Annotated in this window: 20 protein-coding genes; 16 read left to right on the plus strand and 4 right to left on the minus strand. The window is 52.0% G+C overall.

Annotated features, from left to right (window positions below):
* The first annotated feature begins 19 nt into the window (after window positions 1-19).
* The 7 genes from A7K98_RS20745 to A7K98_RS20780 all read left to right on the plus strand — a co-directional run bounded on the left by A7K98_RS20745 (window position 20) and on the right by A7K98_RS20780 (window position 12615).
* Window positions 20-1315 carry a nitrate- and nitrite sensing domain-containing protein gene (locus tag A7K98_RS20745; RefSeq protein WP_407703094.1) on the plus strand — a complete coding sequence of 432 codons (1296 nt, stop codon included), beginning with the start codon at window positions 20-22 and terminating at the stop codon, window positions 1313-1315.
* A 360-nt stretch (window positions 1316-1675) separates the two neighbouring features.
* A complete protein-coding gene (locus A7K98_RS20755; protein WP_087490228.1) occupies window positions 1676-2950 on the plus strand; it encodes a CmpA/NrtA family ABC transporter substrate-binding protein in 1275 nt (424 codons plus the stop codon).
* Complete coding sequence (gene ntrB, locus A7K98_RS20760) at window positions 2947-3822, plus strand: nitrate ABC transporter permease (protein WP_080195258.1); 876 nt, start codon at window positions 2947-2949, stop codon at window positions 3820-3822. The genes A7K98_RS20755 and ntrB overlap by 4 nt, the downstream gene beginning before the upstream one ends.
* A gap of 10 nt (window positions 3823-3832) precedes the next feature.
* Window positions 3833-4627: an ABC transporter ATP-binding protein gene (locus A7K98_RS20765; protein WP_087490229.1), complete on the plus strand. Its 795-nt coding sequence runs from the start codon at window positions 3833-3835 to the stop codon at window positions 4625-4627.
* Between the two features lie 52 nt (window positions 4628-4679).
* A complete protein-coding gene (gene nirB, locus A7K98_RS20770; RefSeq protein ID WP_087490230.1) occupies window positions 4680-7589 on the plus strand; it encodes a nitrite reductase large subunit NirB in 2910 nt (969 codons plus the stop codon).
* A gap of 23 nt (window positions 7590-7612) precedes the next feature.
* Complete coding sequence (cobA, locus tag A7K98_RS20775) at window positions 7613-8446, plus strand: uroporphyrinogen-III C-methyltransferase (RefSeq protein WP_087490231.1); 834 nt, start codon at window positions 7613-7615, stop codon at window positions 8444-8446.
* A 20-nt stretch (window positions 8447-8466) separates the two neighbouring features.
* Window positions 8467-12615: a bifunctional nitrate reductase/sulfite reductase flavoprotein subunit alpha gene (locus A7K98_RS20780; RefSeq protein ID WP_087490232.1), complete on the plus strand. Its 4149-nt coding sequence runs from the start codon at window positions 8467-8469 to the stop codon at window positions 12613-12615.
* On the opposite strand, the gene A7K98_RS20785 is transcribed toward A7K98_RS20780, so the two are convergent.
* Window positions 12609-13574, minus strand: coding sequence for an AraC family transcriptional regulator (locus tag A7K98_RS20785; protein ID WP_087490233.1), 966 nt, complete (start codon window positions 13572-13574; stop codon window positions 12609-12611). The two genes, A7K98_RS20780 and A7K98_RS20785, sit on opposite strands and share 7 nt — an antisense overlap.
* Before the next feature lie 96 nt (window positions 13575-13670).
* On the opposite strand from A7K98_RS20785, the gene A7K98_RS20790 reads away from it, so the two are divergent.
* A complete protein-coding gene (locus A7K98_RS20790) occupies window positions 13671-14897 on the plus strand; it encodes an MFS transporter (protein ID WP_087490234.1) in 1227 nt (408 codons plus the stop codon).
* 23 nt (window positions 14898-14920) lie between these two features.
* Here the strand turns inward: A7K98_RS20790 and A7K98_RS20795 are convergent, their stop codons facing one another.
* Complete coding sequence (locus tag A7K98_RS20795) at window positions 14921-15904, minus strand: alpha/beta hydrolase (protein WP_087490235.1); 984 nt, start codon at window positions 15902-15904, stop codon at window positions 14921-14923.
* A 2-nt stretch (window positions 15905-15906) separates the two neighbouring features.
* The gene (locus A7K98_RS20800) at window positions 15907-16797 is read right to left on the minus strand and encodes an MBL fold metallo-hydrolase (RefSeq protein ID WP_087490236.1); all 891 of its coding nucleotides are present in this window, start codon (window positions 16795-16797) and stop codon (window positions 15907-15909) included.
* Between the two features lie 121 nt (window positions 16798-16918).
* On the opposite strand from A7K98_RS20800, the gene A7K98_RS20805 reads away from it, so the two are divergent.
* The 6 genes from A7K98_RS20805 to A7K98_RS20830 all read left to right on the plus strand — a co-directional run bounded on the left by A7K98_RS20805 (window position 16919) and on the right by A7K98_RS20830 (window position 22510).
* Window positions 16919-17827 (plus strand): LysR family transcriptional regulator, encoded by a 909-nt coding sequence (locus A7K98_RS20805; protein WP_087490237.1) that lies wholly within the window; start codon window positions 16919-16921, stop codon window positions 17825-17827.
* Window positions 17828-17972: 145 nt separating this feature from the next.
* On the plus strand, window positions 17973-18980 hold the full coding sequence (locus A7K98_RS20810) for an ABC transporter substrate-binding protein (RefSeq protein WP_087490238.1): 1008 nt from the start codon (window positions 17973-17975) through the stop codon (window positions 18978-18980).
* A gap of 23 nt (window positions 18981-19003) precedes the next feature.
* Window positions 19004-19894: a TauD/TfdA dioxygenase family protein gene (locus A7K98_RS20815; protein WP_087490239.1), complete on the plus strand. Its 891-nt coding sequence runs from the start codon at window positions 19004-19006 to the stop codon at window positions 19892-19894.
* A gap of 15 nt (window positions 19895-19909) precedes the next feature.
* On the plus strand, window positions 19910-20764 hold the full coding sequence (locus A7K98_RS20820) for an ABC transporter ATP-binding protein (protein WP_087490240.1): 855 nt from the start codon (window positions 19910-19912) through the stop codon (window positions 20762-20764).
* On the plus strand, window positions 20724-21584 hold the full coding sequence (locus tag A7K98_RS20825; protein ID WP_087490241.1) for an ABC transporter permease: 861 nt from the start codon (window positions 20724-20726) through the stop codon (window positions 21582-21584). Before A7K98_RS20820 ends, A7K98_RS20825 begins: the two co-directional genes overlap by 41 nt.
* A gap of 125 nt (window positions 21585-21709) precedes the next feature.
* Window positions 21710-22510 (plus strand): MetQ/NlpA family ABC transporter substrate-binding protein, encoded by an 801-nt coding sequence (locus tag A7K98_RS20830; RefSeq protein ID WP_087490242.1) that lies wholly within the window; start codon window positions 21710-21712, stop codon window positions 22508-22510.
* A 119-nt stretch (window positions 22511-22629) separates the two neighbouring features.
* Here A7K98_RS20830 and A7K98_RS20835 read toward each other — a convergent pair whose 3' ends face one another.
* A complete protein-coding gene (locus A7K98_RS20835; protein ID WP_407703129.1) occupies window positions 22630-23754 on the minus strand; it encodes an ABC transporter substrate-binding protein in 1125 nt (374 codons plus the stop codon).
* Between the two features lie 267 nt (window positions 23755-24021).
* Here A7K98_RS20835 and A7K98_RS20840 point away from each other — a divergent pair, with 267 nt between their 5' ends.
* Both A7K98_RS20840 and A7K98_RS20845 read left to right on the plus strand, forming a co-directional pair.
* Complete coding sequence (locus A7K98_RS20840; RefSeq protein ID WP_087490244.1) at window positions 24022-25071, plus strand: LLM class flavin-dependent oxidoreductase; 1050 nt, start codon at window positions 24022-24024, stop codon at window positions 25069-25071.
* Window positions 25072-25096: 25 nt separating this feature from the next.
* Window positions 25097-25924, plus strand: coding sequence for a transporter substrate-binding domain-containing protein (locus A7K98_RS20845; RefSeq protein ID WP_087490245.1), 828 nt, complete (start codon window positions 25097-25099; stop codon window positions 25922-25924).
* Window positions 25925-25946: the final 22 nt, after the last annotated feature.

A 25946-nucleotide genomic window follows, 5' to 3' on the forward strand; every position in this document is an offset into this window, starting at 1 on the left:
GTTCTTTTGCAGGGGACTGATGATGACTGACTATATACCGACTACCCTTCGTTTTTTACTGGCCTCCAGACAGTGTGAACTCAACAGCCTGGGCTGTTTGCTGGACAGTGGGGAGCTGGTAGGTAAAGTCAGCGTGCTTATCCATCATCTGCAACGTGAACGGGGTACAGTTAATCTGTTTCTGTGCAGTGAAGGACGGCAGACCGCAGCAGATTTACGCCACCGTGAGCAGGACTCACTGGAGTCCCAGCAGGATCTGATGCACTATCTCGACAATGCTCAGGCGCTGGACCCGGGCCAGCCACAGGCCAGCCGGTTATTTCACTGCGCTGCCAGAGCCGTGTATGCGCTGGGAGTATTACAGGAAACCCGTCAGCAGATTACCGGCAGGGTCGCCTCCCTGGTGGCTGCGGTAGAAGTCTACAACGATACTATCCGTCACCTGCTGTCACTGGTGTTTGCGGTCTCTGATGCTTCGGCTGATCCGGCCATCTCGCGGGCCCTGATTGCCTTGTTCAGTTTTATGCAGGGCAAGGAGCTGGCAGGCCAGGAAAGGGCGATTGGGGTGCGTATCTTCAGCGGACATATGCCGGAAGATGAGGATGATCATCCGGCCGGGCAGATAGTCAGCCTGATTGAACGTCAGGAACACTACTTTACCACCTTCAGTGAATTCAGCGACCCGGACAACCTGGGCCGTTGGCAGGAGATGGCAACCGACAGCGAATTTGAACGGTTACGTCGGATTGCCTGTACCCGGGGCAGTTTGTCGGGGAATACTGATGTCAGCCAGCACTGGTTTCTACTGGCTACCCGGCGTATCGATACCATGAAACAACTGGAAGATCATTTGCAGCACACGCTGATGGCGCTGTGCCGTGACCGTATTCTCAGTACTCAGCGTGCCTGTGACGAGCAACAGGCAGATATTAACAGTCTGAAAACGACGATGGCTGACAGCTATGGCGGGTATTCGGTGTTTATGGAGCACTCTTCTGTAGACGCGCACCGGCCGGGAGGCTGGCTGCAAAGTGAAGGTGTTCAGCCACAGCTCGGGCAGTCGCTGCTCTCCCTGTTACGTCAGCAATCACAGCGACTGGATGCACAGAATCAGGAGCTGACGGATCTGCGCGAGGTTCTTCATCAGCGGAAAACCGTGGACAGTGCCAAGAAACTGCTGATGCAGCACCGACAACTGAGCGAAGATGAAGCCTATAAAACTCTGCGTCAGATGGCGATGGATCAGAATAAAAAGATCTCAGATATCGCCGCTGCATTGCTGTCGGTCGCCGGTGTATTCGACCATCCTGGCTAAATTTAAATGCACATGAAGGGTGCGTGTATTGTTCTTTTGCGGTGCAGGTCACATTTTTTCCCGGTGAACCCGACCCGCCAGAAATAGCGTGTGCTGTTTACCGCCGTTCCTGTAACGGATTATTTTTCCCCTGCTAAATAAAGGGTTTATTACCCATTTTCTTACTGAAATGTCTGTAAGGCTCCTCTGCTGGCATGTCTCTTGCTTGAATAAATTCAAAATTGATTAAATCTGTGGGCCCGACCAACGGCGGCCGGGAACACGGGTTACGGATAATGGCGTCCATCACTGCATATTCAGTATGCAGCGGTGGGCGCTTTTTTTTTGCCAAAACTGACCGGGCACAGAAGGACAGGGTGAATGAGCCAACAGACAAAAACAGACCGGACTTTCTCCCGACGCAGATTTTTGCAAGGGAGCGCCGCGATAACCGGTAGCCTGCTGATGCCGGGGCTGATGAATAGTGTATGGGCAGCCGGTTCTGATGCACCGGAACTGAAAACCGTACAGATCGGGTTTATTCCCCTCACGGATTGTGCCTCGGTAGTCATGGCAGCGGCGAAAGGCTTCGATAAAAAATACGGCATCCGCATTGTGCCGCAGAAACAGGCCAGCTGGGCGACGGTCCGCGACAAACTGTTGTCCGGTGAGCTTGACGCAGCCCACATTCTGTATGGCGAACTGTACGGATTGCATATGGGGCTGGCAGGGCCGGCAACGCCAATGGCCAACCTGTTGACCATTAATCAGAACGGCCAGGGGATTACCCTGGCAAATCAGCTGCGGGACGCCGGGATTACCGATCTGCCAGCCCTGCAACGACATATCGATGCAAATCCGCCCGGCACCTATACCTTTGCACAGACCTTTCCTACCGGAACACATGCCATGTGGCTGTACTACTGGCTGGCAACGGCGGGTATTCATCCGTTACAGCAAATTCGTAGCCTGGTGGTTCCGCCCCCACAGATGGTCGTCAATATGAAAATCGGCAATATGCAGGGGTGCTGCGTCGGGGAGCCATGGAACCAGCGGGCAATTAGCGAGAATGTGGGTTTTACTGCGGCAACCTCACAGCAAATCTGGCCGGATCATCCGGAAAAAATCCTCGGTACCCGTGGCGACTGGGTCACTGCTCATCCTAATACTGCCCGGGCATTGACTGCCGCGGTGCTGGAAGCCGGACGCTGGATTGATGCCAGCGACGCTAACCGGCAGGAAACCGCCAGCATCATTGCCGGTCGTGCAGTGATCAATACCGATGTGCATGCCATCGCCGGGCGAATGCAGGGGCGTTATGAAAATGGCCTGGGGCAGACATGGCAGGATGCCCATCCGATGCGTTTCTACCACGATGGTGAAGTTAGCTTCCCGTGGCTCTCAGACGGGATGTGGTTTCTGACCCAGCACAGACGCTGGGGTTTGCTAAAAAAAGAGCCTGATTACCTGGCTGTCGCCCGGCAAATCAACCGTATCGATATTTATAAACAGGCAGCAGCAGCGGTAGGAAATGTACCGCTGCCCGGCAGCGAAATGCGCAGTAGCGTTCTGATGGACGGCAAACGCTGGGATGGCAGCGATCCTGCCGGCTATCTCAATAGTTTTAGTATTCAACAACCAGTGAGGCCAGCATGACACAACAGTCTGAAGTAACTCCGGCAGTGGCGACGCTTCCCGTCCCTACTGCTGGCGAAGTGGCAACCCCGGTATCTGCCACCCGGCGTCCCAATGCCATGTTTCGTCGGGTGTTCCGTCAGCTGTTTGCCGGATTGCTCGGGGTACTGTTATTGCTGGGTGGCTGGCAGATGGTGGCGCTTTACAGCCACGGTTTCCCGACACCCTGGCAAACCTGGCAGTCAGCAGTCCCGATTTTCGCACATCCTTTTTATGTGGCCGGGCCAAATGATCAGGGTATTGGCTGGAATGTGCTGGCTTCGTTGCAGCGGGTCGCCATCGGATTTGGCCTTGCTGCGCTGGTGGGGATTCCGGTGGGGTTCCTGATTGGCCGCTTTCGTTTTATCGCCGATATGTTCAACCCGGTGATTTCATTACTTCGCCCGGTCAGCCCGCTGGCGTGGTTGCCGATAGGCCTGTTGATTTTCCAGCGGGCGGACCCTGCGTCTTACTGGACCATTTTTATCTGTTCTGTCTGGCCGATGATCCTGAACACCGCAGAGGGCGTTCGACGGATTCCGGATGATTACCTGAATGTTGCCAGGGTGCTGCGCCTGTCGGAGTTTACCGTTATGCGCAAAATTCTGTTCCCGGCGGTATTACCCAACATCCTGACCGGAATGCGTTTGTCGATAGGAATTGCCTGGCTGGTGATTGTGGCTGCCGAAATGCTGACCGGCGGAATGGGGATTGGGTTCTGGATCTGGAATGAATGGAACAACCTGAATGTGGAACACATCATCATCGCCATATTTGTTATCGGAGTCGTGGGGCTGTTGCTTGAGCAACTGTTGATGTGGGTCGCCCGACGTTTTAGCTATGAAAAGCGTTAAGGAGAGAATGATGTCTGCCAACCCAATAATTCAGGTACAGCAAGTCAGCCAGCAATTTTCTACCGCCAGCGGTGATTTCCTGGCTCTGGATAATGTCAGTTTTGATATTGCTGCCGGTGAATGCATCAGTCTGATCGGCCATTCCGGCTGTGGTAAATCGACACTACTGAATCTGATCGCCGGGCTTACGTTCCCTACCCGCGGCGGATTGTTGTGTAACAACCGTGAAATTGACGGACCGGGTCCGGAACGGGCGGTGGTATTTCAGAACCACTCTCTGTTGCCCTGGCTGAGCGCTTACGAAAATGTCGCGCTGGCGGTGAACCAGGTATTTCGTGGCCAGATGAGCAAAGCCGAAATGAAAGAGTGGATCATGCATAACCTGCAACTGGTGCATATGGAGCATGCCGCCACCAAACGGCCTGATGAAATCTCCGGGGGCATGAAGCAGCGGGTTGGAATTGCCCGCGCTCTGGCCATGAAGCCGTCGGTTTTGCTGATGGATGAACCCTTTGGTGCGCTGGACGCGCTGACCAGAGCGCACCTGCAGGATGCGGTGATGGATATCCAACAGCAGCTGCTGACCACCATCGTGCTGATCACCCATGACGTTGATGAGGCAGTTTTGCTTTCTGATCGGGTATTTATGATGACCAATGGCCCGGCAGCGACGGTCGGCGAAGTGATGGAAGTGGCCCTGGAACGTCCTCGTTCCAGAGTCGCTCTGGCAGATGACCGTCGTTATCAGCAATACCGCCAGCAGGTATTGCATTTCCTGTATGAGAAACAACCGAAAGCCGCCTGAACCGTGGCATGCAATGTTTATAACAGCAGCCTGAGGCTGCGGGGAGCGGAATATGAGTAAGCCGGTATTAGTGGTTGTCGGGCATGGCATGGTTGGCCACTACTTTCTGGAGCAGCTGGCTGAACGCCAGCTACATCAACAGTATCAGGTCGTGGTGTTTGGCGAAGAGCAGCATCCGGCCTATGACCGTGTTCACCTGTCAGAATACTTTTCCGGGCGCAGTGCCGAATCATTGTCACTGGTGAAAGATAATTTTTTCGCGCAAACCGGCATAGAGTTACGTACCCGTAGCCAGGTGGCACATATTGATGCAGAGGCGGGTGTGGTGACCGACAGCGACGGAAATCAGCTGGCTTATGATCAGCTGGTGCTGGCGACCGGGTCCTACGCTTTTGTACCGCCGGTAGCAGGGCATGACCGCAAAGGTTGCCTGGTGTACCGGACTTTGGATGATCTGGATGCTATTGCTGAGCACTCTGCGCAGGCCAAAAGCGGAGTGGTTATTGGCGGTGGCTTGCTTGGGCTGGAAGCAGCGAATGCACTGTTGCAGTCCGGACTGGAAACCCATGTGGTGGAGTTTTCTCCGCGGCTCATGGCGGTACAGTTGGATGATGACGGTGCACGGATGTTGCAGAAGAAGATTGCTGCACTTGGGGTACAGGTGCATACCTCGCGCCAGACCGTGGAAATCACTCAGGGGAAACATGCTCAGCATCAGCTGCGGTTTGCCGATGGTACGGAGCTGGAAGCCGACCTGATCCTGTTTTCTGCCGGCATCCGGCCACGTGATGAGCTGGCTGAAAGCGCCGGTCTGCAAAAAGGGCCACGCGGCGGGATAATCATTGATGATTTCTGCCAGACCTCTGATCCGGCGATTTCGGCCATCGGTGAATGCGCACTCTGGCAGGGCAAAATTTTTGGCCTGGTGGCTCCGGGATACCAGATGGCACGCTGCCTGGCCGATCGTCTGGCAGCACTGGACAACCCGTTCAGTGGTGCGGATATGAGCACCAAACTGAAACTGCTGGGTGTAGAAGTGGCCTCTATCGGAGATGCCCATGGCACCACCCCGGGTAGCCTGAGTTATCAGTGGACCGACGGTCCTGCACAGGTTTACAAGAAAATTGTGGTCTCCGAAGATCGTAAATCGCTGCTGGGTGCGGTATTGATTGGTGACAGTTCAGACTACAGTCAGTTGCTGCAACGTATGCTGAATGGTATTCCGCTGCCTGAACATCCGGAGAGTTTGATTCTGCCAGCGGCTGCCGGCGAAAGCAGTGGTGGATTAGGGGGCGCACTGTTACCGGAAACCGCACAGATCTGTTCCTGCCACAATGTGACTAAAGGTGATATTTCTCTGGCAGTGGCCGGTGGTTGTACAGAGCTGAGTGGATTAAAAACCTGCACCAAAGCCGGAACCGGTTGTGGCGGCTGTGTCCCGTTACTGAAACAAGTGATGGAACATGAGCTGACGGCGCTGGGTGTTGAAGTGAAAAAGGATGTCTGCAGCCATTTCGCCTATTCACGTCAGGAGTTGTATCACCTGATCCGTGTGAATAATATCCGCTCGTTTGATGAACTGATCCGTCAGCACGGACAGGGCCATGGCTGCGAAATTTGTAAACCGCTGGCGGGTTCTCTGCTGGCATCCTGCTGGAATGACTATCTGCTGGAACCAGAGCACCTGGCCCTGCAGGACACGAATGATCGTTTCTTCGGCAATATTCAGAAAGACGGTACTTACTCAGTGGTGCCCCGTATTCCAGCCGGTGAAATTACCCCGCAAGGTCTGATCACTCTGGGCCAGGTGGCAGAACGCTACAACCTGTATACCAAAATCACCGGCGGGCAACGGGTGGATTTATTTGGCGCCCGGCTCGAACAGTTACCGGACATCTGGAATGAATTACTGGCGGCGGGTTTTGAAACCGGCCATGCCTACGGAAAATCGCTGCGTACCGTCAAGTCATGTGTGGGCTCTACCTGGTGCCGTTACGGGGTTCAGGATTCCACTGGGTTAGCTATCCAACTGGAAGAGCGTTACAAGGGGCTTCGTTCACCGCATAAAATCAAAATGGCTGTCTCCGGCTGTACCCGTGAGTGTGCTGAAGCTCAGGGAAAAGACATTGGTGTTATCGCCACCGATAAGGGCTGGAACCTGTATATCTGTGGCAACGGAGGCATGAAACCCCGTCACGCGGATCTGTTTGCCGCCGATCTGGATACCGAAACCTTGATCCGGACGATCGACAGGGTGCTGATGTTTTATCTGCGCACTGCAGATCGTTTACAACGGACCAGCAACTGGCTGGATAACCTGGAAGGCGGGATCGGTTATCTGAAATCGGTGATCCTGGAAGACAGCCTCGGACTGGGTGAAACGCTGGACAGTGAAATGCAGCACATTGTGGCGACTTATCAGTGTGAATGGAAAACCACTCTTAGTAACCCTCAGCATCTGAAATTATTCCGCGCTTTTATCAACAGCGATCAGCCAGATGAGGCTGTAGTGATGGTACCGGAACGCGGGCAGATTCGCCCGGCGATGGCGGAAGAGAAAATTCTCCCGGCAGTTCACCCGGATGTCAGCGACGAGTGGGTTACCGTCGGGCAACTGGATGATATTCCGGCCAATACTGGCATTGCTGCCCGCTTAGGCTCCCAACAAATCGCACTGTTCCGTCTGGGAGGTGATCAGCCTGTGGTTTTCGCACTCGATAATCAGGAACCCGGTACCGGCGCCAATGTACTGGCCCGCGGTTTAGTCGGTGATGAGGCTGGAGAGCCGCTGGTCATTTCTCCGCTCTACAAAAAACGTCTGCGACTGGCTGATGGTATTAGTCCGGACGATGAATCAGTCAGAGTGCGTTGCTGGCCGGTGCGGCTGGAAAACGGTGTTATCCGGGTTAATCGCCAGCCGTTGCCTGTCTCTGACCCGCAGATCATTGCGGTGGCATCCTGAGAATTCTGAAGCGGAGATAAGCGATGAACAATCTTAAGCAACTCTTTTCTGCGGCCGATCTGCGTCAGCCGGTGAGCGCCGGTGAAGTCTGGTTGGTGGGGGCGGGGCCCGGAGATGTGGAACTGCTGACCCTGAAAGCCCTGCGGGTGATACAGCAGGCCGATGTGGTGGTCTATGACCGTCTGGTCTCAGAGCAGATAATGGCGCTGGTCCCTGAACAGGCACTGTGCATTGATGTCGGAAAATCCCGCGGTGATCACCGGCTGAATCAGTCGCAGATTAATCAGTTGCTGGGAGAACTGGCACTGGCCGGACAGCGGGTGGTGCGGCTGAAAGGCGGGGACCCGTTTGTCTTTGGCCGGGGAGGCGAAGAGATGGACTCGCTGCAACAGTCCGGGATCCCCTGCCATATCGTTCCTGGCATTACTGCCGCCACCGGATGTGCCGCTGCTGCCGGACTGCCGTTAACCCACCGTGATTGTGCTCAGTCACTGCGTTTTATCACTGCTCATACCCGCGCGGGCGAAGAGTTGCGCGAAGACGCTTCGCTGGCAGCCGGGGGGCAGACACTGGTGTTTTATATGGGGCTAAGCCACAGCACACGCCTGTGCCAGCGCCTGGTTGGGTTGGGATTAGCGGGGGAGACTCCCCTGGCGATCATTGAAAATGGCACCCGCCCTGAGCAGCGGTTGCTGATTGCGACCCTCAATACATTGCCAGAATTACTGGCACGTTATCAGCCACAATCTCCGGGTTTGCTGATTGTTGGTGACGTCGTGAATTATTGCCGGATGCCGGCCTTGCGGGTTGCCTTGCCTGAGCAGGGTGGTGTTGTGGTTAAGCACGTCGCAGCCTGAGCATCACGGGAGAAGCACTGATGGCGGAAGAGACACGGGAAATTAAAAGTGTTTGTCCCTATTGCGGGGTCGGTTGCGGCATTGTGATGCAGGTTGCAGATAACCGGGTGCTCAAAGTGACCGGAGATAAACTGCACCCCGCCAACCGTGGCAAATTGTGTACCAAGGGACTGACCTGCTCCAAAGCCATTACCGCTGCTGGCCGTCTGGCTCATGCTTTTCTGCGTAAACAGCGCCATCAGGGCCCGGTACAGACGGAGATAAATGTCGCGATTCGTGAAACTGCTAATCGTCTGAATTCCATAATTCAGCAGCATGGACCGGAGGCGGTGGCATTGTATGTTTCCGGACAGATGTCGCTGGAGGCTCAGTACCTGGCCAACAAACTGGCGAAAGGGTTCATCGCTACCCCGAATATCGAATCGAACTCACGATTATGCATGGCCAGTGCCGGCAGCGGTTACAAGCAGTCGTTGGGTGCTGACGGCCCTCCCGGTTCTTACCAGGATTTTGAACACGCAGATCTGTTTCTGGTGATCGGAGCCAATATGGCAGACTGCCATCCCATTCTGTTTCTGCGAATGATGGCCAGGGTGAATGCCGGTGCCAGACTGATAGTGGTGGATACCCGGCGAACAGCCACAGCGGAGAAAGCCAGCCTGTTTTTGCAGGTAAAATCTGGCAGTGATTTGATGTTGCTGAACGGGCTGCTGCAACTGCTGGTCAGCCAGGGAAAAACAGATAAGGATTTTATCGACCGTTATACCCGTGGCTGGGAACAGATGCCGGAATTTCTTGCTGACTATTCTGTAGATAAAGTGGCAGTGGCGACCGGCCTGACTGAACAGGATATCCGGCAAGCAGCTGACTGGATCGGAGAATCTTCTGCCTGGATGAGTTGCTGGACTATGGGTCTCAACCAGAGCATACAAGGGACTCTCAATACCAGTGCGTTGTGTAATCTGCATCTGGCGACCGGAACGATATGCCGGCCAGGGTGCGGCCCTTTTTCCCTGACCGGCCAGCCCAATGCGATGGGCGGCAGAGAGATGGGCTATATGGGGCCCGGACTTCCCGGACAGCGTTCGTTGCTGTCGGCTGAAGATCGCCGCTTCACCGAAAATGTCTGGGGCCTGCCTTCCGGAAGCTTACCCGCTCATGGTGGCCATGGCACCGTTGATATGTTTCAGCAAATGGCGGCAGGTACTATCAAAGCCTGCTGGATCATTTGCACCAATCCTGCCGCCAGTATGGCTAACCGGCAGCAGGTCATCCGGGGGCTTCAACAGGCAGAGCTGGTGATCACTCAGGATGCCTTTCTCGATACCGAAACCAACCGTTATGCCGATGTGCTGTTGCCAGGTGCTTTATGGGCAGAAGCCGAAGGGATAATGATAAATTCCGAACGCAATGTGACCCTGATGAAGCAGGCCGTCAACCCGCCTGGTGATGCCATGGCAGACTGGCAGATTATTACCAGGGTAGCCTGTGAAATGGGATTTAGCCAGGATTTTGACTATCATTCGGCCGACGAAGTATTTCGCGAAATTCAGCAATTTCATAATCCGCAGACTGGCTATGATCTGCGGGGTATCAGTTATGCGCGGTTGCATGATTCTCCGGTGCAGTGGCCCAGTTCGCCGGACGATCAACAATCCCGCCATCCGATACGCTATTTATCGCAGGAAGTGATTGTTACGGATAAACCAGCCGCGACTCCGGGGATCATTTTTCCGACGGCCAGTGGGCGGGCGCAATTTCATTGCTGCCTGCCGGTATCTCCGGCAGATCCAGTGGATGATGACTATCCGTTTGTCATGAATACCGGCCGTCTGCAACACCAGTGGCATACCCTGACTAAAACCGGTCGTATCCCGGAGCTAAATCAACTAAACCCGAACCCTTTTGTTGAGATTCATCCTCAGGACGCACAGCGGTTAAATATTCATCCTGAACAATCTGTTGAACTGCGTTCCCGACGCGGGCACGCCATTCTGCCTGCCCGGATCAGTGACAGAGTATTACCCGGACATTGTTTTGCGCCGTTTCACTGGAATGACGTGTTTGGTGAGAACCTGTCGGTAAATTCGCTGACCGGCGATGCGGTTGATCCGGTATCGCTACAACCGGCGCTGAAATATTGCGCGGTTTCCCTGACACCGATACACACCTCAAATATTGCTGATGCTGACCAGCCGGATGCTCAGCCCGTTGCGGAGGCCGTAATGACCGAAAGCTTTGCCACCACAGCAGCAGACCTGTTCGCCGGGCAACTGGTCCCCGGGACCAGCCTGTCTGAAATGCTTAATGCAGAAGAACAGCGCTACCTGCAAGGGTATCTGGCAGGTTTGCGTTTAAGCCCGCCTGATGCCCGCAACGGCATTCCTGTGCTGCCGGTGACTGCGCCACTGGGTAACGATGCACGCCTGTGGGTCGACGGGCTGTTGGCCGGATTGTATGCCCGCGCGCCGCTGGTGTCCGGCCTGCCGTCACCGTTATCTGCCGGGCAGCCAGCTATGATCACGGCTGCCGCTACTGCGGCTCCGGTCCGGGTATTGTGGAGCTCAACCACCGGCAACGCAGAGTCTTTTGCCGCCGAATGTGTCAGCCAGCTGGAGCAGGCAGGTATACCCGCACGCTCCGGTTGTGTCTCAGACCTAGAGGCGTCTGAACTCGCCAGCGCCGGCAGAGTTTTACTGGTGGTCAGTACTTTTGGTGACGGTGATCCGCCTGATAATGGTCTGAATTTCTGGCAGATGCTGACTGCGGAGTCAGCCCCGTCGCTGGCTTCGGTGAGTTTTTCGGTGCTGGCGTTTGGTGACAGCAGTTATGACCAGTTTTGTGGCTTTGGCCGGCGTCTGGATGCCCGGCTGACCGAACTGGGAGCGATACGGCTTTCCCCCAGGGCTGAATGTGAAGCTGAGGATTTACAGCCCGCCAGATTGTGGCTTGAAAATATGACCGGGCTGCTACGTAGCGGCTCTGCTCCGGTGAATATTCTGGCTGAGCCCACTGAGGCGAACCGTGAAAGTGCGACAGTTGCAGTCACGGCAAAATATCACCGTGACGAGCCTTACCGTGCCACGCTGTTATCCCGTAATCGACTGAACTGCGAGGGATCACAGAAAGAGACACGGCAGATAATATTGTCAGTCGATGGTACTGAGCTCAGTTATCAGGCCGGTGATGCACTGGGGATCTGGCCACAAAATAAACCGCAATCTGTAAGCGCCGTAATTCATGCCCTGCAACTTGAGCCACAGCAGCCAGTAACCATCAGCTCCGGGCAGACGCTCAGTCTGCAGGAAGCGTTGACGGGTTATCTGGATTTGTCGGCAGTCAGTCGTGAGCTGGCCGAATATCTTGGCAATCATTCACTCAGCGGAGAATTTCCTCCGCCGCTGCAACAGGCGCTGGCAGGTGATTTTACTGGCTGGCAACAGCAGCAACGGGTAGTGGACCTGCTGCTGGCATTTCCTGCCAGAGTCGAAGCCGAAGAATTTATCCGCTATCTGCGGCCGATGCGGCCACGGCTTTACTCTGTTTCTTCCAGTCCGCTGCTGACTCCGGATGAAATTCATCTGACGGTATCCGTGGTGCGTGATGGTAATAACGGGATGAGGGATGGTGTCTGTTCATCATTTCTGGCTGACAGTGCGATCGGTGACACTATTCAGGTGTTTGTGAAATCTCAGGTCAGTTTCCGCCCACCAGACGATGATACATTGCCACTGATAATGATTGGCCCCGGTACCGGGATTGCTCCTTTCCGTGCCTTCCTGCAACAGCGCCAGGCCAGCGGTGCCCGGGGACATAACTGGTTATTCTTTGGTGAGCAGCACGCTGACGGTGATTTTTATTATCGCCAGGAACTGGAAAACTTCCGGCATGAGGGCGTGTTACATCGGCTGGATACGGCGTTCTCCCGTGATCAGCCTGACAAGATTTATGTTCAGCACCGGATGCTGGAACAGGGCAGCATCCTCTGGCAATGGCTGACGGAAGGCGCCACAGTTTGCGTGTGTGGCGATGCCAGCAGAATGGCAAAAGATGTTCATCAGGCATTACTTCAGATAATCAGTGAACATGGCAGGATGAGTTCCGAAGAGGCAGAGCAGTGGTTGTCAGCACTGAACCGGCAGAAACGCTACCTGCGCGATGTTTACTGATTATTCCGGGCCTGACGGCTGGCCCCCGGCGGATGACCGGTTATTCGTTTAAAAGCACGGCTAAAGGCAGCCTGTGAGGTATAACCCAGCCGTTGTGCCACTGTTTCTATTGGCAGGCGTTCACTGTTCAGCCACTGGCTGGCGAGCTGCATACGTAACTCTGTGGCATAACGCAGGGGTGATATGCCGATCGTCTGACGAAAACGCCCGGCAAAAACTGAACGGGAACTGTTACACTCTGCGGCGAGTTCTGCCACTGTCCACTCTTTACCCGGGTGCCGGTGCAGAGCCAGTAGTGCATGTGCCAGCCGTGGATCTTTGAGCGCAGCGACCAGGCCACTACCATTGCCGCAACCACATTCTACCCAGCCACGGATCAGCATGGCGGCAACCACTTCAGCAAGCCGCGCCATAATTCCCGGATAACCAATTCGACCGGAGCAGATTTCCCGTTTCATTGACGAGAGGATAGGCAGCAGCCCGGGGTAACGATCACTGAGGGTATCTGCCAGTAATTCATCCGGCATTAGCCGAATCAGGCCCTGCATCCCGCCAGGATCAAATTCCATACATCCATGAAAAATGACAGTTTTTTCAGGATTGGTGACTTTGCAGCAGGTATTGATAGCGCATACCGACTCACCCAGCGGGATAGTTTTGGGCGTATCAATATCCTGAACTAAAGCATCGGAATCAGACAGTAACTGATGATGGGCAGCACGCGGCATAAACACCGCATAACCTGCCGGTAGTACCTGAACTGAGCCGTCTGCTTTACGTAACAGGGCACTGCCGGAAGCAATAAAGTGGAAACAGGCAAAGCCGGGGCGGGCAGGAAAATTAAAGCCAAACCGGCTGCCGGCATCAATTCGCCGGTACTTTACACCACGCAACCGCATTCCTGTCAGCAGCTCACTGATCAGATCAGAAGGTAATTCAGAAAGGACAGTTTTGCTCATTTTCAGGAGTTTCGGTCAAAAATAACAGACTAACTATCATAGACCCTCCGGTTATTTGTCTCCAGAATTTACTGATAAAAATGACGGGGGAAATAAATGAGTCAATGTACTGAACAATGCAGCCTGCTATCTCAGGAAGAAGCAACCGTATCTGCCGCATGGCTGGCGGTATTTTCACTGGCTGTCGGCGTGTTTGGTTTGCTGACGGCAGAATATCTGCCTGCCAGTCTGCTATCGCCTATGGCTACGAGCCTCGGGGTGAGTGAAGCGTTGGCAGGGCAGTCTGTCACCGTCACTGCTATCGTGGCGCTGTTTTCCGGCCTGCTGGTGCCGGGATTAACACGTAATATGGATCGTCGTACGGTGTTACTGGGTTTTACCTTACTGATGATCGCTTCCAATCTGCTGGTGGCTTTGTCACCGAATCTGACAGTGTTATTGCTGATGCGGGTATTACTGGGAATTGCGATTGGTGGGTTCTGGAGCATGGTGGCTGCGGTGGCAATGCGCCTGGTTCCGGATGATCAGTTACCGCGCGCATTGTCGGTTATTTTCAGTGGCATTTCGGTGGGCACTGTAGTGGCCGTGCCTCTTGGCAGCTATCTGGGCGGGATTTTTGGCTGGCGTAGTACCTTCGTAGCCGCCGCGATGATCGGGATAATTACCCTGTTATTTCAGTTTTTTACCCTGCCGCGAATGGCCCCGCGACATGGGGTATCTCTGAAGATGATGTTCCGCATCGCCCTGCGGCCCGGAATTAGCGCAGGTATAGTGGGATGCGTGCTGATTCATGGCGCCCACTTTGCCCTGTTTACCTATATCCGCCCGATGCTGGAACAGACTACCGCCTCCGGAGATGATGCTCTGTCACTGATTCTGTTGGGATTTGGGGTAGCAAACTTCGGTGGAACTCTGCTGGCGGGGGCATTACTGGCGAGAATGCCGCTGGGTACTCTGGTGTTGATGCCGGTGGTGGTCGGGTTGAGTGCTCTTGCTCTGGTGCTGTTGCCTGCAACGCTGGCGGATCAGGTGATGCTGGTTGCCTTGTGGGGAATGGCTTTCGGTGCGATTCCGGTGGCCTGGTCGAACTGGATTGCCCGCTCCATCCCGGACCAGGCAGAAAGTGCCGGCGGGATGGTAGTGGCGGCCGTTCAATCGTCAATAGCGGCCGGAGCCGCCGCTGGCGGACTGATGTTTGGCCATCATGGCATCACCGGGGTGTTTGTCTCTGCCGGTGCAGTAATGTTGATAGCAGCAGTCTTTGTCAGGGCTCGGGTGAGAGTAGATCTTGTACCTCCCGCCACAGATTCCGACATCACCTGAGAGCCATTTATCTGAGAATAGGGCTACAACGCTGTTTCAGGCCCGCTTTGGGTCAGAAAACGCACCGTTTCGGCGTAAACCTGATGACGGTTTTTCTCCAGAACCATCATATGAGTTGCTTCACCAATTTCGATCCAGGTTTTTTCGGGGGAATGCGTTGCCCGTAAAAACCAGGATTGGGCCAACGGAACAGGGATATCCGCATCCCACTCCCCGTGTAGCAGCAATAAAGGTACCCGGATATCTGCGGGATCATATAAAGGAGAATCTTTGGTCCAGTAATCCCGGGTATCCTGCACCGGGCCATTACTGGCTTTAATTTTTTGCTGTTCTCTGAGGGTCTGTTCGGGTTCTTCTGCCAGGGTCTTTTCAGCCCAAAGTTCAAATCCACCCTCAGGTATCAGAGTTTGCTGTTTATCCTGCGGAACACTTCTCAACCAGCGTGTTTTCACTGCCGGGATATCAATCAGTCGCCAGGCGCCCAGCTCGCCACCGGGGTCCAGAGGCGATCGGGAAGTCAGCCACTGAGGAGCAATCAGGATCAGCCGTCGGATCAGCGGGTTGTTCTGCGATGTATAATAGCCTGTGACACTGCCCCCCCATGACATACCCAACAGATTAATCTGCTCCAATGCCAGATGTTGTAGCAGATAGTCAATTGCTGTCGCCAGGTCGGTACTTGCCTCCTTTGCTCCCACCGCAGGAGGATTCTCCCCGGCTGGCTGGTTCATTGCGGCAGGCCGGCTGGAACCACCGTAGCCCCGTGCATCCATGGCCCATACATCAAATCCTGCCAGCGCCAGATAATCCATAAATGACTGACCTTCCAGAGGAATATCAAACAGGCTGCCGGATGAATACGTTGCCCCATGCATCATGATAATGGTACGGGAGGCATCGAATGTCGTTTGTTGTGCAAGTCGTCGATGTCGTATTTGTAATTGTGTCCCGTGGCTGTCAGTGGGGATAAACACTTTCTCATCAAATAATAGCGGCTGAGTTGTCATTTTTACTCCTGATTAGCGGGGTGCCATAACAGCCCCCGGGGATCACGAATGATCTGTCCGGCAGAGCTGGCTGGGAAATGTGAGCTGAATACCATTGTGTGAGGTCGGGCCGCCAGTTCCAGAATCGACCGGCGTGACTCAAGCGCTTTATCGCTTTCCTCACAAAATACCGAGTTCCATTCCGGAAGGGCGATTTGCAGAGGATGGTGCATAACATCACCGGGGAATAGCGCCGTTTCTCCTCCTGCAGTAAAACTGAATGAATAATGATCGATGCTGTGTCCCGGCGTTCTGTGTACAGTAATCCCGTCGAGTATTTGCTGGTCCTGCTCTGTTATTTCCGTGGCCAGGCCGGCATGAATTACCGGTAACACACTGTCCTGCAGTGCACCACGACTGGGCGGCCTGACATTGCTGTCGGTACTGTAAAACTCCCGTTCCTGACGTGAGAAATAGTAGCGAGCATTCGGAAAGGCGGGCTGCCATCCTCCGTTGGTTTTCAGGGTATTCCAGCCAACGTGATCGACATGCAAATGTGTCATTAGTACTGCCGTGACTTGTTGCGGTGTAATCCCTGTTTGTAACAGGCATTCCATCCAGTGGGTCTGCATATGATGAAATTTAGGGTTGCCGGGACGTTCCTTATCGTTACCTGCGGCAGTATCAATAATGATGACCTGTTCTCCCCGCTGAATTAACCAGCTGTGGGTACTGAGAGCTACGGTGCCATGATCAAGGTCCTGATTGCCTGTAGTGAGTCGGTCAGCAATTCCAGCCAGTTGTGCCTTATTCCATTGCGGGAAAAGAAATAATCCTGAAAGGTCTTTGCTTTCCTGCTCCTGGATTTTAGTGATAATGGCTCCGGCAAATTGCCAGCGTGTAAGCTTGTTCATGTCAGATATTCCTGATGATGATATTAATTCTTGTGTTATCTTCTGTCTTTAGTCCCGTGAGAACAACCGGGCTGGCTGCAATTCATGGTTGCAGTTTTTGCAATGATAAGGCGAAGCGAATATGGATAAACTGGAAGCAATGCGTGGATTTGTGCAGGTGGTTGATGCCGGAAGTTTTACCCGTGCAGCAGATGCTCAGGGGGTTCCCGCCTCGACGGTTACCCGTCAGATTCAGGCACTGGAGGCTATTCTGGGTATCCGTTTGCTGCATCGTACTTCCCGAAAAATTACCCTGACCCCGCAGGGGGAATATTATTATCGTGGCTGTGTCGGGTTACTTGCGCAGGCTGATTTGCTGGATTCAGGATTACAGACACAGAACAGTCAAAAACGGGGTCAATTAAATGTTGAATTACCGGCGGCACTGGCTTATTGCTTGATCATGCCGCGACTGTCTGAATTTACGTCCCGGTACCCAGATATTCAGGTCAATATAAATACGGCAAACCGCACGTCTGATTTGGCGGAAGAACGAATTGATTGTGTGATCCGTATCGGACCTCTGCATAATGATAGTCTTATCGCCCGATCTTTGGGGACGCTCCCGAGGATGGTCTGCGCCTCTCCGGATTATCTGCAACGATTTACGTATCCGAAGCATCCGGAGGAATTAGCTCACCGACATCAACTGATTCAGGTGCGATCGGCCCAAACCCGCAGAATGTTTGAACACAGATTGCATCGTGGCAGTGAATCGGTAACTATCCGCGGGCAATGGCAGATAGCTGTGAATGATGCCATGGCCGCACTGATTGCAGCTAAAGCAGGGGCTGGAGTTGTGACCACTTACCAGTTTCTGGTGGCTGATGCCGTTTCCCGACAACAACTGGACGTTCTTTTCCCGGACTGGCAGCCTGATCCTGTACCTGTTCATATCGCCTGGCCAGAGAATAAATCAATGCCACTCCGGGTCAGAGTATTTGTTGACTGGGTTATTGAATTATTTACCACCGGTTCTCTCGCAGGATAATCATGATATTATCTGTTTTCACTATTTAGTCAGCAAAAAAAAGCATATCTTTATTTTAGATATTCTTTTACCGGATAAATAATTTCATCTTTAAAAATGCAGGCTTCAGTATGAACTCATTAATAATGAATTCTCTGAGGCTGTAATGAAAAAGAAAACCGTGTCGGTAGTGATTGCCGGATTACTGGCAGGCGCACTGACGGTGCCGGTCACAGCAAGTGCTGAGGGAACCATCAGCATTGCTCAGCAATTTGGTATCGGCTATTTATTGTTGGATGTAGTTCGGGACCAACATCTGATTGAAGAGCAGGGCAAAAAAGAAGGTCTCGATATTAAAGTCGAATGGCGGACCTTATCCGGAGCCACTGCAATGAATGAAGGTGTTCTCACCGGAGCTCTGGATGTTGCTGCTGCTGGCGTCCCGGCGATGCTGACGGTATGGGACCGGACTTACGGACACCAGAATGTAAAAGCGATTGCCTCGCTGGGTTCCATGCCTGGCTACCTGCTCAGCAATAATCCCGCAGTCAAAAGTATTAAAGATCTGACGGATAAAGACCGGATTGCTGCGCCTGCAGCCGGAGTTGGCTTTCAGTCCCGGACATTACAGATAGCCACCGCGGAAGTTTACGGAAACAGTGAATTTAAAAAATTCGATAATATTACCGTCAGTCTGCCTCATCCTGATGCCACGGTAGCATTAATTTCCGGTAAATCAGAGGTTACGGCACATTTCTCCAGCCCGCCATTCCAGTATCAGGAATTAGAACATTCTTCGATTCATAAAATACTCAGCTCTTATGATGTGCTGGGTGGGCCGGGGTCATTTAATGCGTTATATACCACTCAAAAATTCCATGATGAAAACCCCAAAACCTATCAGGCATTTTATAACGCATTAGCGCAGGCAGCTGATTATGTCGAAAAACATAAAGACGATGCGGCGAAAATTTATATTCGTCAGGAGAAGTCACATCTGCCGTTGTCATTAATCGAAAAAATCATTAATGACCCGGAAAATCATTTCACCGTTTCTCCTGAGCGGACTTATGTCTATGCCGACAAGTTATATCAGCTCGGCGTATTGAAACATCACGCGGCCAGCTGGAAAGACTATTTCTTTCCTGAAGCCTGGGTTAACCCCGGTAGTTGATTGCCTGCAAAGAGAGCTAACTTATGAGCGAATTTACCGCAACAATTACCCCGGCAGAGCACTCTCAACAGTTTGAGATCCGTCCTCTGCCAGGCGCCGGGGCCGAAATCATCGGACTGGATCTGCGTCAGCCATTGAACAGTGCCGATTTCCGGCGCATTCACCAGGCACATCTGCAATATCATGTGCTGGTATTTCGCCAGCAGACATTGACTCCGGAACAGCAAATTACATTCAGCCGTCGTTTCGGGCCCTTACAGATTCATGTGTTGAAGCAGTTTTTACTGGAAGGTCATCCGGAAATTCTGATTGTGTCGAATATTATCCGTGATGGCCAGCCAGTCGGACTGGGAGATGCTGGTAAATACTGGCATTCAGATCTCTCGTACAAAGAGGTTCCAAGCCTTGGTTCGATGCTGTATGCCAGAATTTTACCGGAGATTGGCGGAGATACCCGTTTCGCTAATATGCATAAGGCCTGGGAGACATTACCGGCCGGTTTACGACAGGCGATTGAAGGTAAGCGTGCAGTTCATTCCTACACAGCAACCTACAGTAAACCGAAGTTTGGCACTCAGTGGCGCCCGACGCTGACAGAGAAGCAGCTCAGTGAAGTGAAAGCTGTCAGCCATCCGATTGTCAGGACTCACCCGGAAACCGGTAACAAAGCACTGTTTGTCAGTGAAGGGTTTACTACTCATATTGAAGGCCTGCCGGAACAGGAAAGCAGTGAGATCCTGCAGGCACTCTACTCCCACAGTATTCGTGAGGAAAATGTCTATACCCATCGCTGGCAACCGGGAGATCTGTTGTTCTGGGATAACCGCTCGTTGATTCATCTTGCCACTGGATGTCCGGCAGAATGCCCCCGTCAGTTGTACCGAACCACCATCGAAGGTGACGCTCCGTTCTGAACAGGATATACCGTAATGACTCAGCCCGCGGCGCAACCACCGGCGCCACTACTATCGCTGAATAATATCAGCCTCGAATACCAGACACCTCAGCATCGGGTTCGTGCCGTACATGACGTGAGTTTTGACGTTTATGCGGCTGACCGGTTTGTATTACTCGGCCCGTCGGGGTGTGGTAAATCCAGCCTGTTAAAAGCGATCGGCGGATTTATTCAGCCGGTCAGCGGAGATATTTTGCTGCAAGGCCAGCGGATCACCGCTCCGGGCCCCGATCGCATGACTGTTTTTCAGGAGTTTGATCAGTTAGCTCCATGGAAGACCGTGATCAATAACATTATTTTTCCGCTACGGGTAACAGGGCGCTATGACAAAAAGCAGGCCAGAGAAATTGCGAGCTACTACCTGAATAAAGTCGGGTTGTCGCGTTTTGCCGATGTTTACCCGCATATGCTTTCCGGAGGTATGAAACAACGGGTAGCTATTGCCAGGGCAATGGCAATGAAGCCCGGGGTGTTGCTGATGGATGAACCTTTTGCTTCTCTGGATGCGCTGACCCGGCGACAAATGCAGGACGAATTGCTGGAGCTCTGGGAAGAAGTGGGCTCGACTCTGTTGTTTGTCACCCACTCGATTGATGAAGCATTGCTGATTGGCAGTCGGATCTTAATTCTGTCGGCTCACCCCGGGCAGGTACGCGCCGAGCGCAGCTGCCATCAGTTTACCCGGCATAATTACGGTAATGAAGAGTTTCGTCAGGCCGCCAGGGAGATTCACCAGTTGTTGTTTCCGGAACCATCACCGGCCGTACCGGCTAACAAGGAGAGTCATTATGGCGCCACAGCCTTATCTTCGACCCGACTATCTGCGTGAGGTTACGGTCCCCGCAGCATTACAGACCGAGACACCCTTACCAGCAGGGCGGCGATTATGGAATCAGGCCTGGATAAGAAAATCCGTGCTGGTTCTGGCGCTGTTGGTTATCTGGGAACTGATTGCCCGCTGGCAAAATAATAGCCTGATGTTTCCCGGGGTTATCGATACTCTGCGCGCATTCACGGAGGATATGCTGAGCGGTGAGTTGCCAGGAAAGATATATAACTCACTGAGTTTATTAATTAAAGGCTATCTGATCGGCGCAGTTTTATCGCTGGTATTCAGTGCACTGGCTGTCAGCAGCAGGATTGGCAGGGATCTGCTCAATACACTGACCGCCATGTTTAACCCGTTGCCGGCAATTGCTTTATTACCACTGGCACTCCTCTGGTTTGGGCTTGGCAGTGGCAGTCTGATTTTTGTGATAGTCCATTCTGTGCTGTGGCCGATAGCCCTGAACACCAGTTCAGGATTCAACAGTGTTTCTGAGACGCTGCGGATGACCGGAAAAAATTACGGCTTAACGGGGCCACGCTACGTGGTGCATATCCTGATGCCAGCAGCTTTACCGTCGATTCTGGCCGGGCTCAAGATTGGCTGGGCATTCGCCTGGCGAACGCTGATTGCTGCTGAACTGGTATTCGGTGCTTCCAGCGGTAGTGGTGGTCTGGGTTGGTATATTTTTCAGAACCGCAATGAACTCTATACCGATCATGTGTTTGCCGGTTTACTGACCGTGGTGATCATTGGCTTGCTGGTAGAAGCGGTGATTTTTTCTGGTATTGAAAAACTCACCGTCAGGCGCTGGAAAATCTGAGGTCCGGCTGGACGGGTCTCTGGCAGGGATCTGTGCTGGCAGGCCACAACAGTTTTCAGTTTAGGATGTACAGACGTCCAGACTTCCGTTATAGTCTCGGGAAATTAACTCAGGGAGAGTTTTCTATGAAAAAAATACTACTGTCTTCGGCCCTTATTGCATCTGCCTTATTACTCAGTGCCTGTAAACAGGATGATCAGAACAGTGTCAAAGTTGCTATCAATGCTGGTCCTGATCAGCAGATTTGGGACACGGTGAAACAGGTTGCGAAAGAGAAGTATCATCTGGATGTAAACGTCATTACGTTCAATGACTATGTACAACCGAATGAGGCATTGCTGAATAAGGATGTCGATGCCAATGCTTTCCAGAGCGTGCCATATCTTGAAATGCAGGAGAAAGAGAGAGGCTATCCGTTCGTTATTCTCGGCAACACCTTTATCTTCCCGATTGCCGCCTACTCTTCAAAAATCAAAAACATTAAGGATTTGCCGGACGGTGCGACAGTCACTATTTCCAATGAATCTACAACACTCGGCCGTAGCCTGCTGCTGTTGCAGTCACAGGGGCTGATTAAGGTAAAACCTGATGCTGGCCTGCTGCCGACAGTGCTGGATATTACGGATAATCCGAAGAAGCTAAACTTTGTGCTGGTGGATACTCCGCAACTGACCCGGACTCTGGATGACCCTAAAGTTTACCTGTCGGTCATCAATAATAATTTTGCTTCTCAGGCAGGGTTGTCTGCTTCTAAAGACGGGTTGTTTATGGAAGGCAAAGCCTCTCCATATCTGAACGTACTGGTTGCCCGTAAAGACAATGCTGGCGAGAAAAAACTTCAGGAGCTTAAAGAAGCCTTCCAGTCGCAGGAAGTGCTTGATAAAGCCAATCAAATCTACAAAGGCGATATTATTAAAGCCTGGTAATTCCTCAGGCTGCCAACAGCAAAGCCGCTGTTGGTATGCCTGTCTGAATTAGCGTGCCTAACCCGGTTTTTGGTGATTCTGCCCCGGGTTTTGCCACTGTCAGAACTCCGCCCTGTTCATCACTGACTAATCCAAAACACCCCGGAAGTTTTCAGCCCCATAAAATGCTGATGCACATAGGCCAGGTCGGTCTGCGGATTGATATCCTTAAATAATTGCGGATGCAGGAATTTGGCAATTTCTTCGACCGCAATGATATTTGACGGTAGATCATAGAACTGGTGATACAGAGCCAGTACCCGATGGTTTTGCACTGCCTGGAGTACGTTGAAGCCGGTGCGATTCATCAGCGCTGCCAATTTTTTCTGCGCCAGGGCAGGATCCTGCAGATAACCGAGAGGGACAGATGCCGATGCTTTGCGGTCATTTTTCCAGTCAGCGCCGGTCAGCAAATAAAAGTCAGGGTTCAGGGTGATGATTTTTTCCAGGCTGACATCACCCCCCATCCCGCTAAATAAGGTCCCGCCCAGGTTGTTGCCTCCGGCAGCCTGAACAAATTCTCCCAGACTTCCCTGACCAAAGGTGCTGCAACAAAAATCACCCAGAATTCCGGCGCTACGCTCAATAAATACTGTCGGTCTTTTCTGAGGACTGAGGCTGGCGACCCGCTGGCTAATCAGGACTGCCCGTTGCCGGTAAAAATTCAGAAACTGGTTGGTATTTGCCTGCTGATGGAAAACCTGTCCCAGTAATTCGATGCTACGGGCGCTGTTTTGCAGCGGCTTTTGCCGGAAATCGATAAAAATATAGGGAATATGCAGGTTATCCAACCGGCTAAGTACCCCTTCATCTTTCAGCTTTTCCAGCAGGCCAATATCGAAAATCACCAGGTCAGCGTGCATGGCGACGGCATTTTCGGCATCAAAGGTGGTGGTATAGGGATTGGAGAAGGTCGGGATTTTTTTCAGTGCCGGAAAGTTTCCGGCAAATGCCGCCATAATGTCCGGTGACTTCTTTTGCAGAGAGTTATCCCATGCGGCAATACTGGCTGACGGATCACCCTGAAACACAATACTCATGGCTTCAATCGCCCGCGCATCAGCCAGCATCACATGATGTGGCACCTCTGGCAGATTCACTTTCCTGCCCAGCACATCCGTTACAGTATCAGCCAGTACCTGATGTCCAAGCGTGACTATCAGAGTGAAGAGATAAATAAGTCTGGTCGCAATTTTCATGGGTATTGTTTGCCTGCCGGTGAACATGTCTGTAGTGATAAGAAACACCGTTATGATTAATTAACAAAACAATAGATGAAAGTTGTTTATGAGCAGGACGAGTGGAATTTGGTTAATTGATGTTTCAGAGTGACAAGTGAATAGCGCTTATGCATTAGTTTATCTGTATTTTTTATTAGGATTAAATTTCATATCAGATAATTAATTAATATTTATATTGTCTGTTTTATCTCTCTATTATGCCCGCTGATTTTTAATCGTGGACAGAGTGATATGGCACTAAAATTTTCAACCTGGGCAACCAGTACTTCCGGGGGATTTTTACGCTCTGGCGTTGAGCAGGTGACTGACTGGAGCTATGAATATAATCTGGCATTAACCCGGGCGGCAGAAGCTGCCGGATTTTTTGGTGTCTTATTTCCTACCCGCTATAGCGCTCCGCATACCCAGCACAGCCAGACCGATGGCCAGTTAGATCCGCTGACTTTGGCCGCCGCTGTTGCGGTACAAACTCATTCTATCCGATTAATCACGGCTGTTTTACCTGGTTTTGTTCCTCCGGCAACCATGGCAAAAATAGGTGCAACCTTAGACCATATCAGTCAGGGCCGTTGGCACATCAATCTGGTTTCCGGCTGGTTTAAACAGGAGCAGGAAAATCTGAGTATTCCCTGGGTTGACCATGAACAGCGCTATAAACGCTCTGAAGAATATTTGCAGGTACTTCAGGGGCTTTGGCAGCAGGAAAACTTCAGTCTTGAAGGCCAGCATTATCGTATCAAAAATAGCACTATGCGCCCGTCTCCGTCTCAGAAACCTTATCCTGCGATATTTCAGGGAGGTAATTCCAGCGATGCTCAGGAAATGGCTGGGAAATATTCTGACTGGTATTTTATTAATGGTGCACCTGTCGAGCGATTGCAGCAGCAAATAGATGCTGTCAATAAGGTCGCTCATCCTCTGGGACGTACAGTGAAATTCTCAGTTAACGCATTTGTGATTGCCAGAGAAACCGAAGAACAGGCCAGGGCTGAATATGAAGAAATTATTGCGGCCGCGGATGAATCAGCAATTGCTCAGTTTCGTGAAAAAGCCAGTGAAGCTAAGGGAATGTGGCAGTCGGACGCCAGTATCGATAGCTTTGTGGCGAATAATGAAGGATTACGGACCGGGCTTATCGGGTCTTATCAACAGGTTGCCAGCCGTCTCCGTGATATTGAACGGGCGGGTATTGATATGGTTCTTTTGAGCTTCCGTTTCCCTCTGGAAGAAATAAAGGATTTTCAAAAGAATGTCATAAACATTTTAGAGTCAACACCCTGAATATATAACCCTGTCTAAGAGATAAATGATGATAAATTTTAATGCATCCCCTAAAAACGCACTGGCAATTATTCTGGCAGCAACTTTTATTTTATCCGGTTGCGATGATAAAAAAGATAATTCAGCCAAAAATAACTCAGCGGACAATTCACAAACTATATTACGGGTGGGAACATCAGGCGCTTATCCTCCATTTGAATCGCGGGATGCCAATGGCAATCTGGTCGGCTTTGATGTCGATGTGCTTAATGCGGTAGGTAAGAAACTCAATTATAAAATTGAATGGACGACTGCAGAATTTAGTGGCCTGTTTGGTATGCTGGATACTCACCGCATTGATACTATCGCCAACCTGGTTTCAGTTACTCCTGAACGACAGAAGAAATATCTTTTTTCTAAAGATTATGCCTATGACGGTGCACAGTTAGTGGTCAAAAAAGATAGCGATATACAAAATCTTTCTGACCTGAAAGGAAAGGTTTTGGGGGCTATGCTGGGGAATGATTTACAGCAATATGCAGCTCAGTGGGATGCATCACACGGTAATCCGTTTACCATAAAAACTTATCAGGATAACAGCGGTGTCTATGATGATGTGGTTAACGGTCGACTTGATGCCTTTATCGACAGCGAAATCACGGCGCTGGTGCAGATTAAAGCGAAAAACCTGCCACTGAAAATTGCTTCAGATCAGAAACTCTACACCATTGAACAGGCATTTCCGTTCCGTAAAGATGATAAAGATCAGGCCTTTGTCACTAAATTTAATCAGGCTTTAGATGAGCTTTCCAAAGACGGAACTCTGACCCGGCTTTCAGTGCAGTGGCTGGGTAAAGATATTACTCATCCATAACAGCAGATTATTTTTACCGGGA

This window comes from Tatumella citrea (genome assembly GCF_002163585.1).
Classification (GTDB): Bacteria; Pseudomonadota; Gammaproteobacteria; order Enterobacterales; family Enterobacteriaceae; genus Tatumella; species Tatumella citrea.

Coding starts and splice junctions, on each gene's coding strand:
- A7K98_RS20745 (WP_407703094.1), top strand. CDS start 20: ATGATGACTGACTATATACCGACTACCCTTCGTTTTTTACTGGCCTCC.
- A7K98_RS20755 (WP_087490228.1), top strand. CDS start 1,676: ATGAGCCAACAGACAAAAACAGACCGGACTTTCTCCCGACGCAGATTT.
- ntrB (WP_080195258.1), top strand. CDS start 2,947: ATGACACAACAGTCTGAAGTAACTCCGGCAGTGGCGACGCTTCCCGTC.
- A7K98_RS20765 (WP_087490229.1), top strand. CDS start 3,833: ATGTCTGCCAACCCAATAATTCAGGTACAGCAAGTCAGCCAGCAATTT.
- nirB (WP_087490230.1), top strand. CDS start 4,680: ATGAGTAAGCCGGTATTAGTGGTTGTCGGGCATGGCATGGTTGGCCAC.
- cobA (WP_087490231.1), top strand. CDS start 7,613: ATGAACAATCTTAAGCAACTCTTTTCTGCGGCCGATCTGCGTCAGCCG.
- A7K98_RS20780 (WP_087490232.1), top strand. CDS start 8,467: ATGGCGGAAGAGACACGGGAAATTAAAAGTGTTTGTCCCTATTGCGGG.
- A7K98_RS20785 (WP_087490233.1), bottom strand. CDS start 13,574: ATGAGCAAAACTGTCCTTTCTGAATTACCTTCTGATCTGATCAGTGAG.
- A7K98_RS20790 (WP_087490234.1), top strand. CDS start 13,671: ATGAGTCAATGTACTGAACAATGCAGCCTGCTATCTCAGGAAGAAGCA.
- A7K98_RS20795 (WP_087490235.1), bottom strand. CDS start 15,904: ATGACAACTCAGCCGCTATTATTTGATGAGAAAGTGTTTATCCCCACT.
- A7K98_RS20800 (WP_087490236.1), bottom strand. CDS start 16,797: ATGAACAAGCTTACACGCTGGCAATTTGCCGGAGCCATTATCACTAAA.
- A7K98_RS20805 (WP_087490237.1), top strand. CDS start 16,919: ATGGATAAACTGGAAGCAATGCGTGGATTTGTGCAGGTGGTTGATGCC.
- A7K98_RS20810 (WP_087490238.1), top strand. CDS start 17,973: ATGAAAAAGAAAACCGTGTCGGTAGTGATTGCCGGATTACTGGCAGGC.
- A7K98_RS20815 (WP_087490239.1), top strand. CDS start 19,004: ATGAGCGAATTTACCGCAACAATTACCCCGGCAGAGCACTCTCAACAG.
- A7K98_RS20820 (WP_087490240.1), top strand. CDS start 19,910: ATGACTCAGCCCGCGGCGCAACCACCGGCGCCACTACTATCGCTGAAT.
- A7K98_RS20825 (WP_087490241.1), top strand. CDS start 20,724: ATGGCGCCACAGCCTTATCTTCGACCCGACTATCTGCGTGAGGTTACG.
- A7K98_RS20830 (WP_087490242.1), top strand. CDS start 21,710: ATGAAAAAAATACTACTGTCTTCGGCCCTTATTGCATCTGCCTTATTA.
- A7K98_RS20840 (WP_087490244.1), top strand. CDS start 24,022: ATGGCACTAAAATTTTCAACCTGGGCAACCAGTACTTCCGGGGGATTT.
- A7K98_RS20845 (WP_087490245.1), top strand. CDS start 25,097: ATGATGATAAATTTTAATGCATCCCCTAAAAACGCACTGGCAATTATT.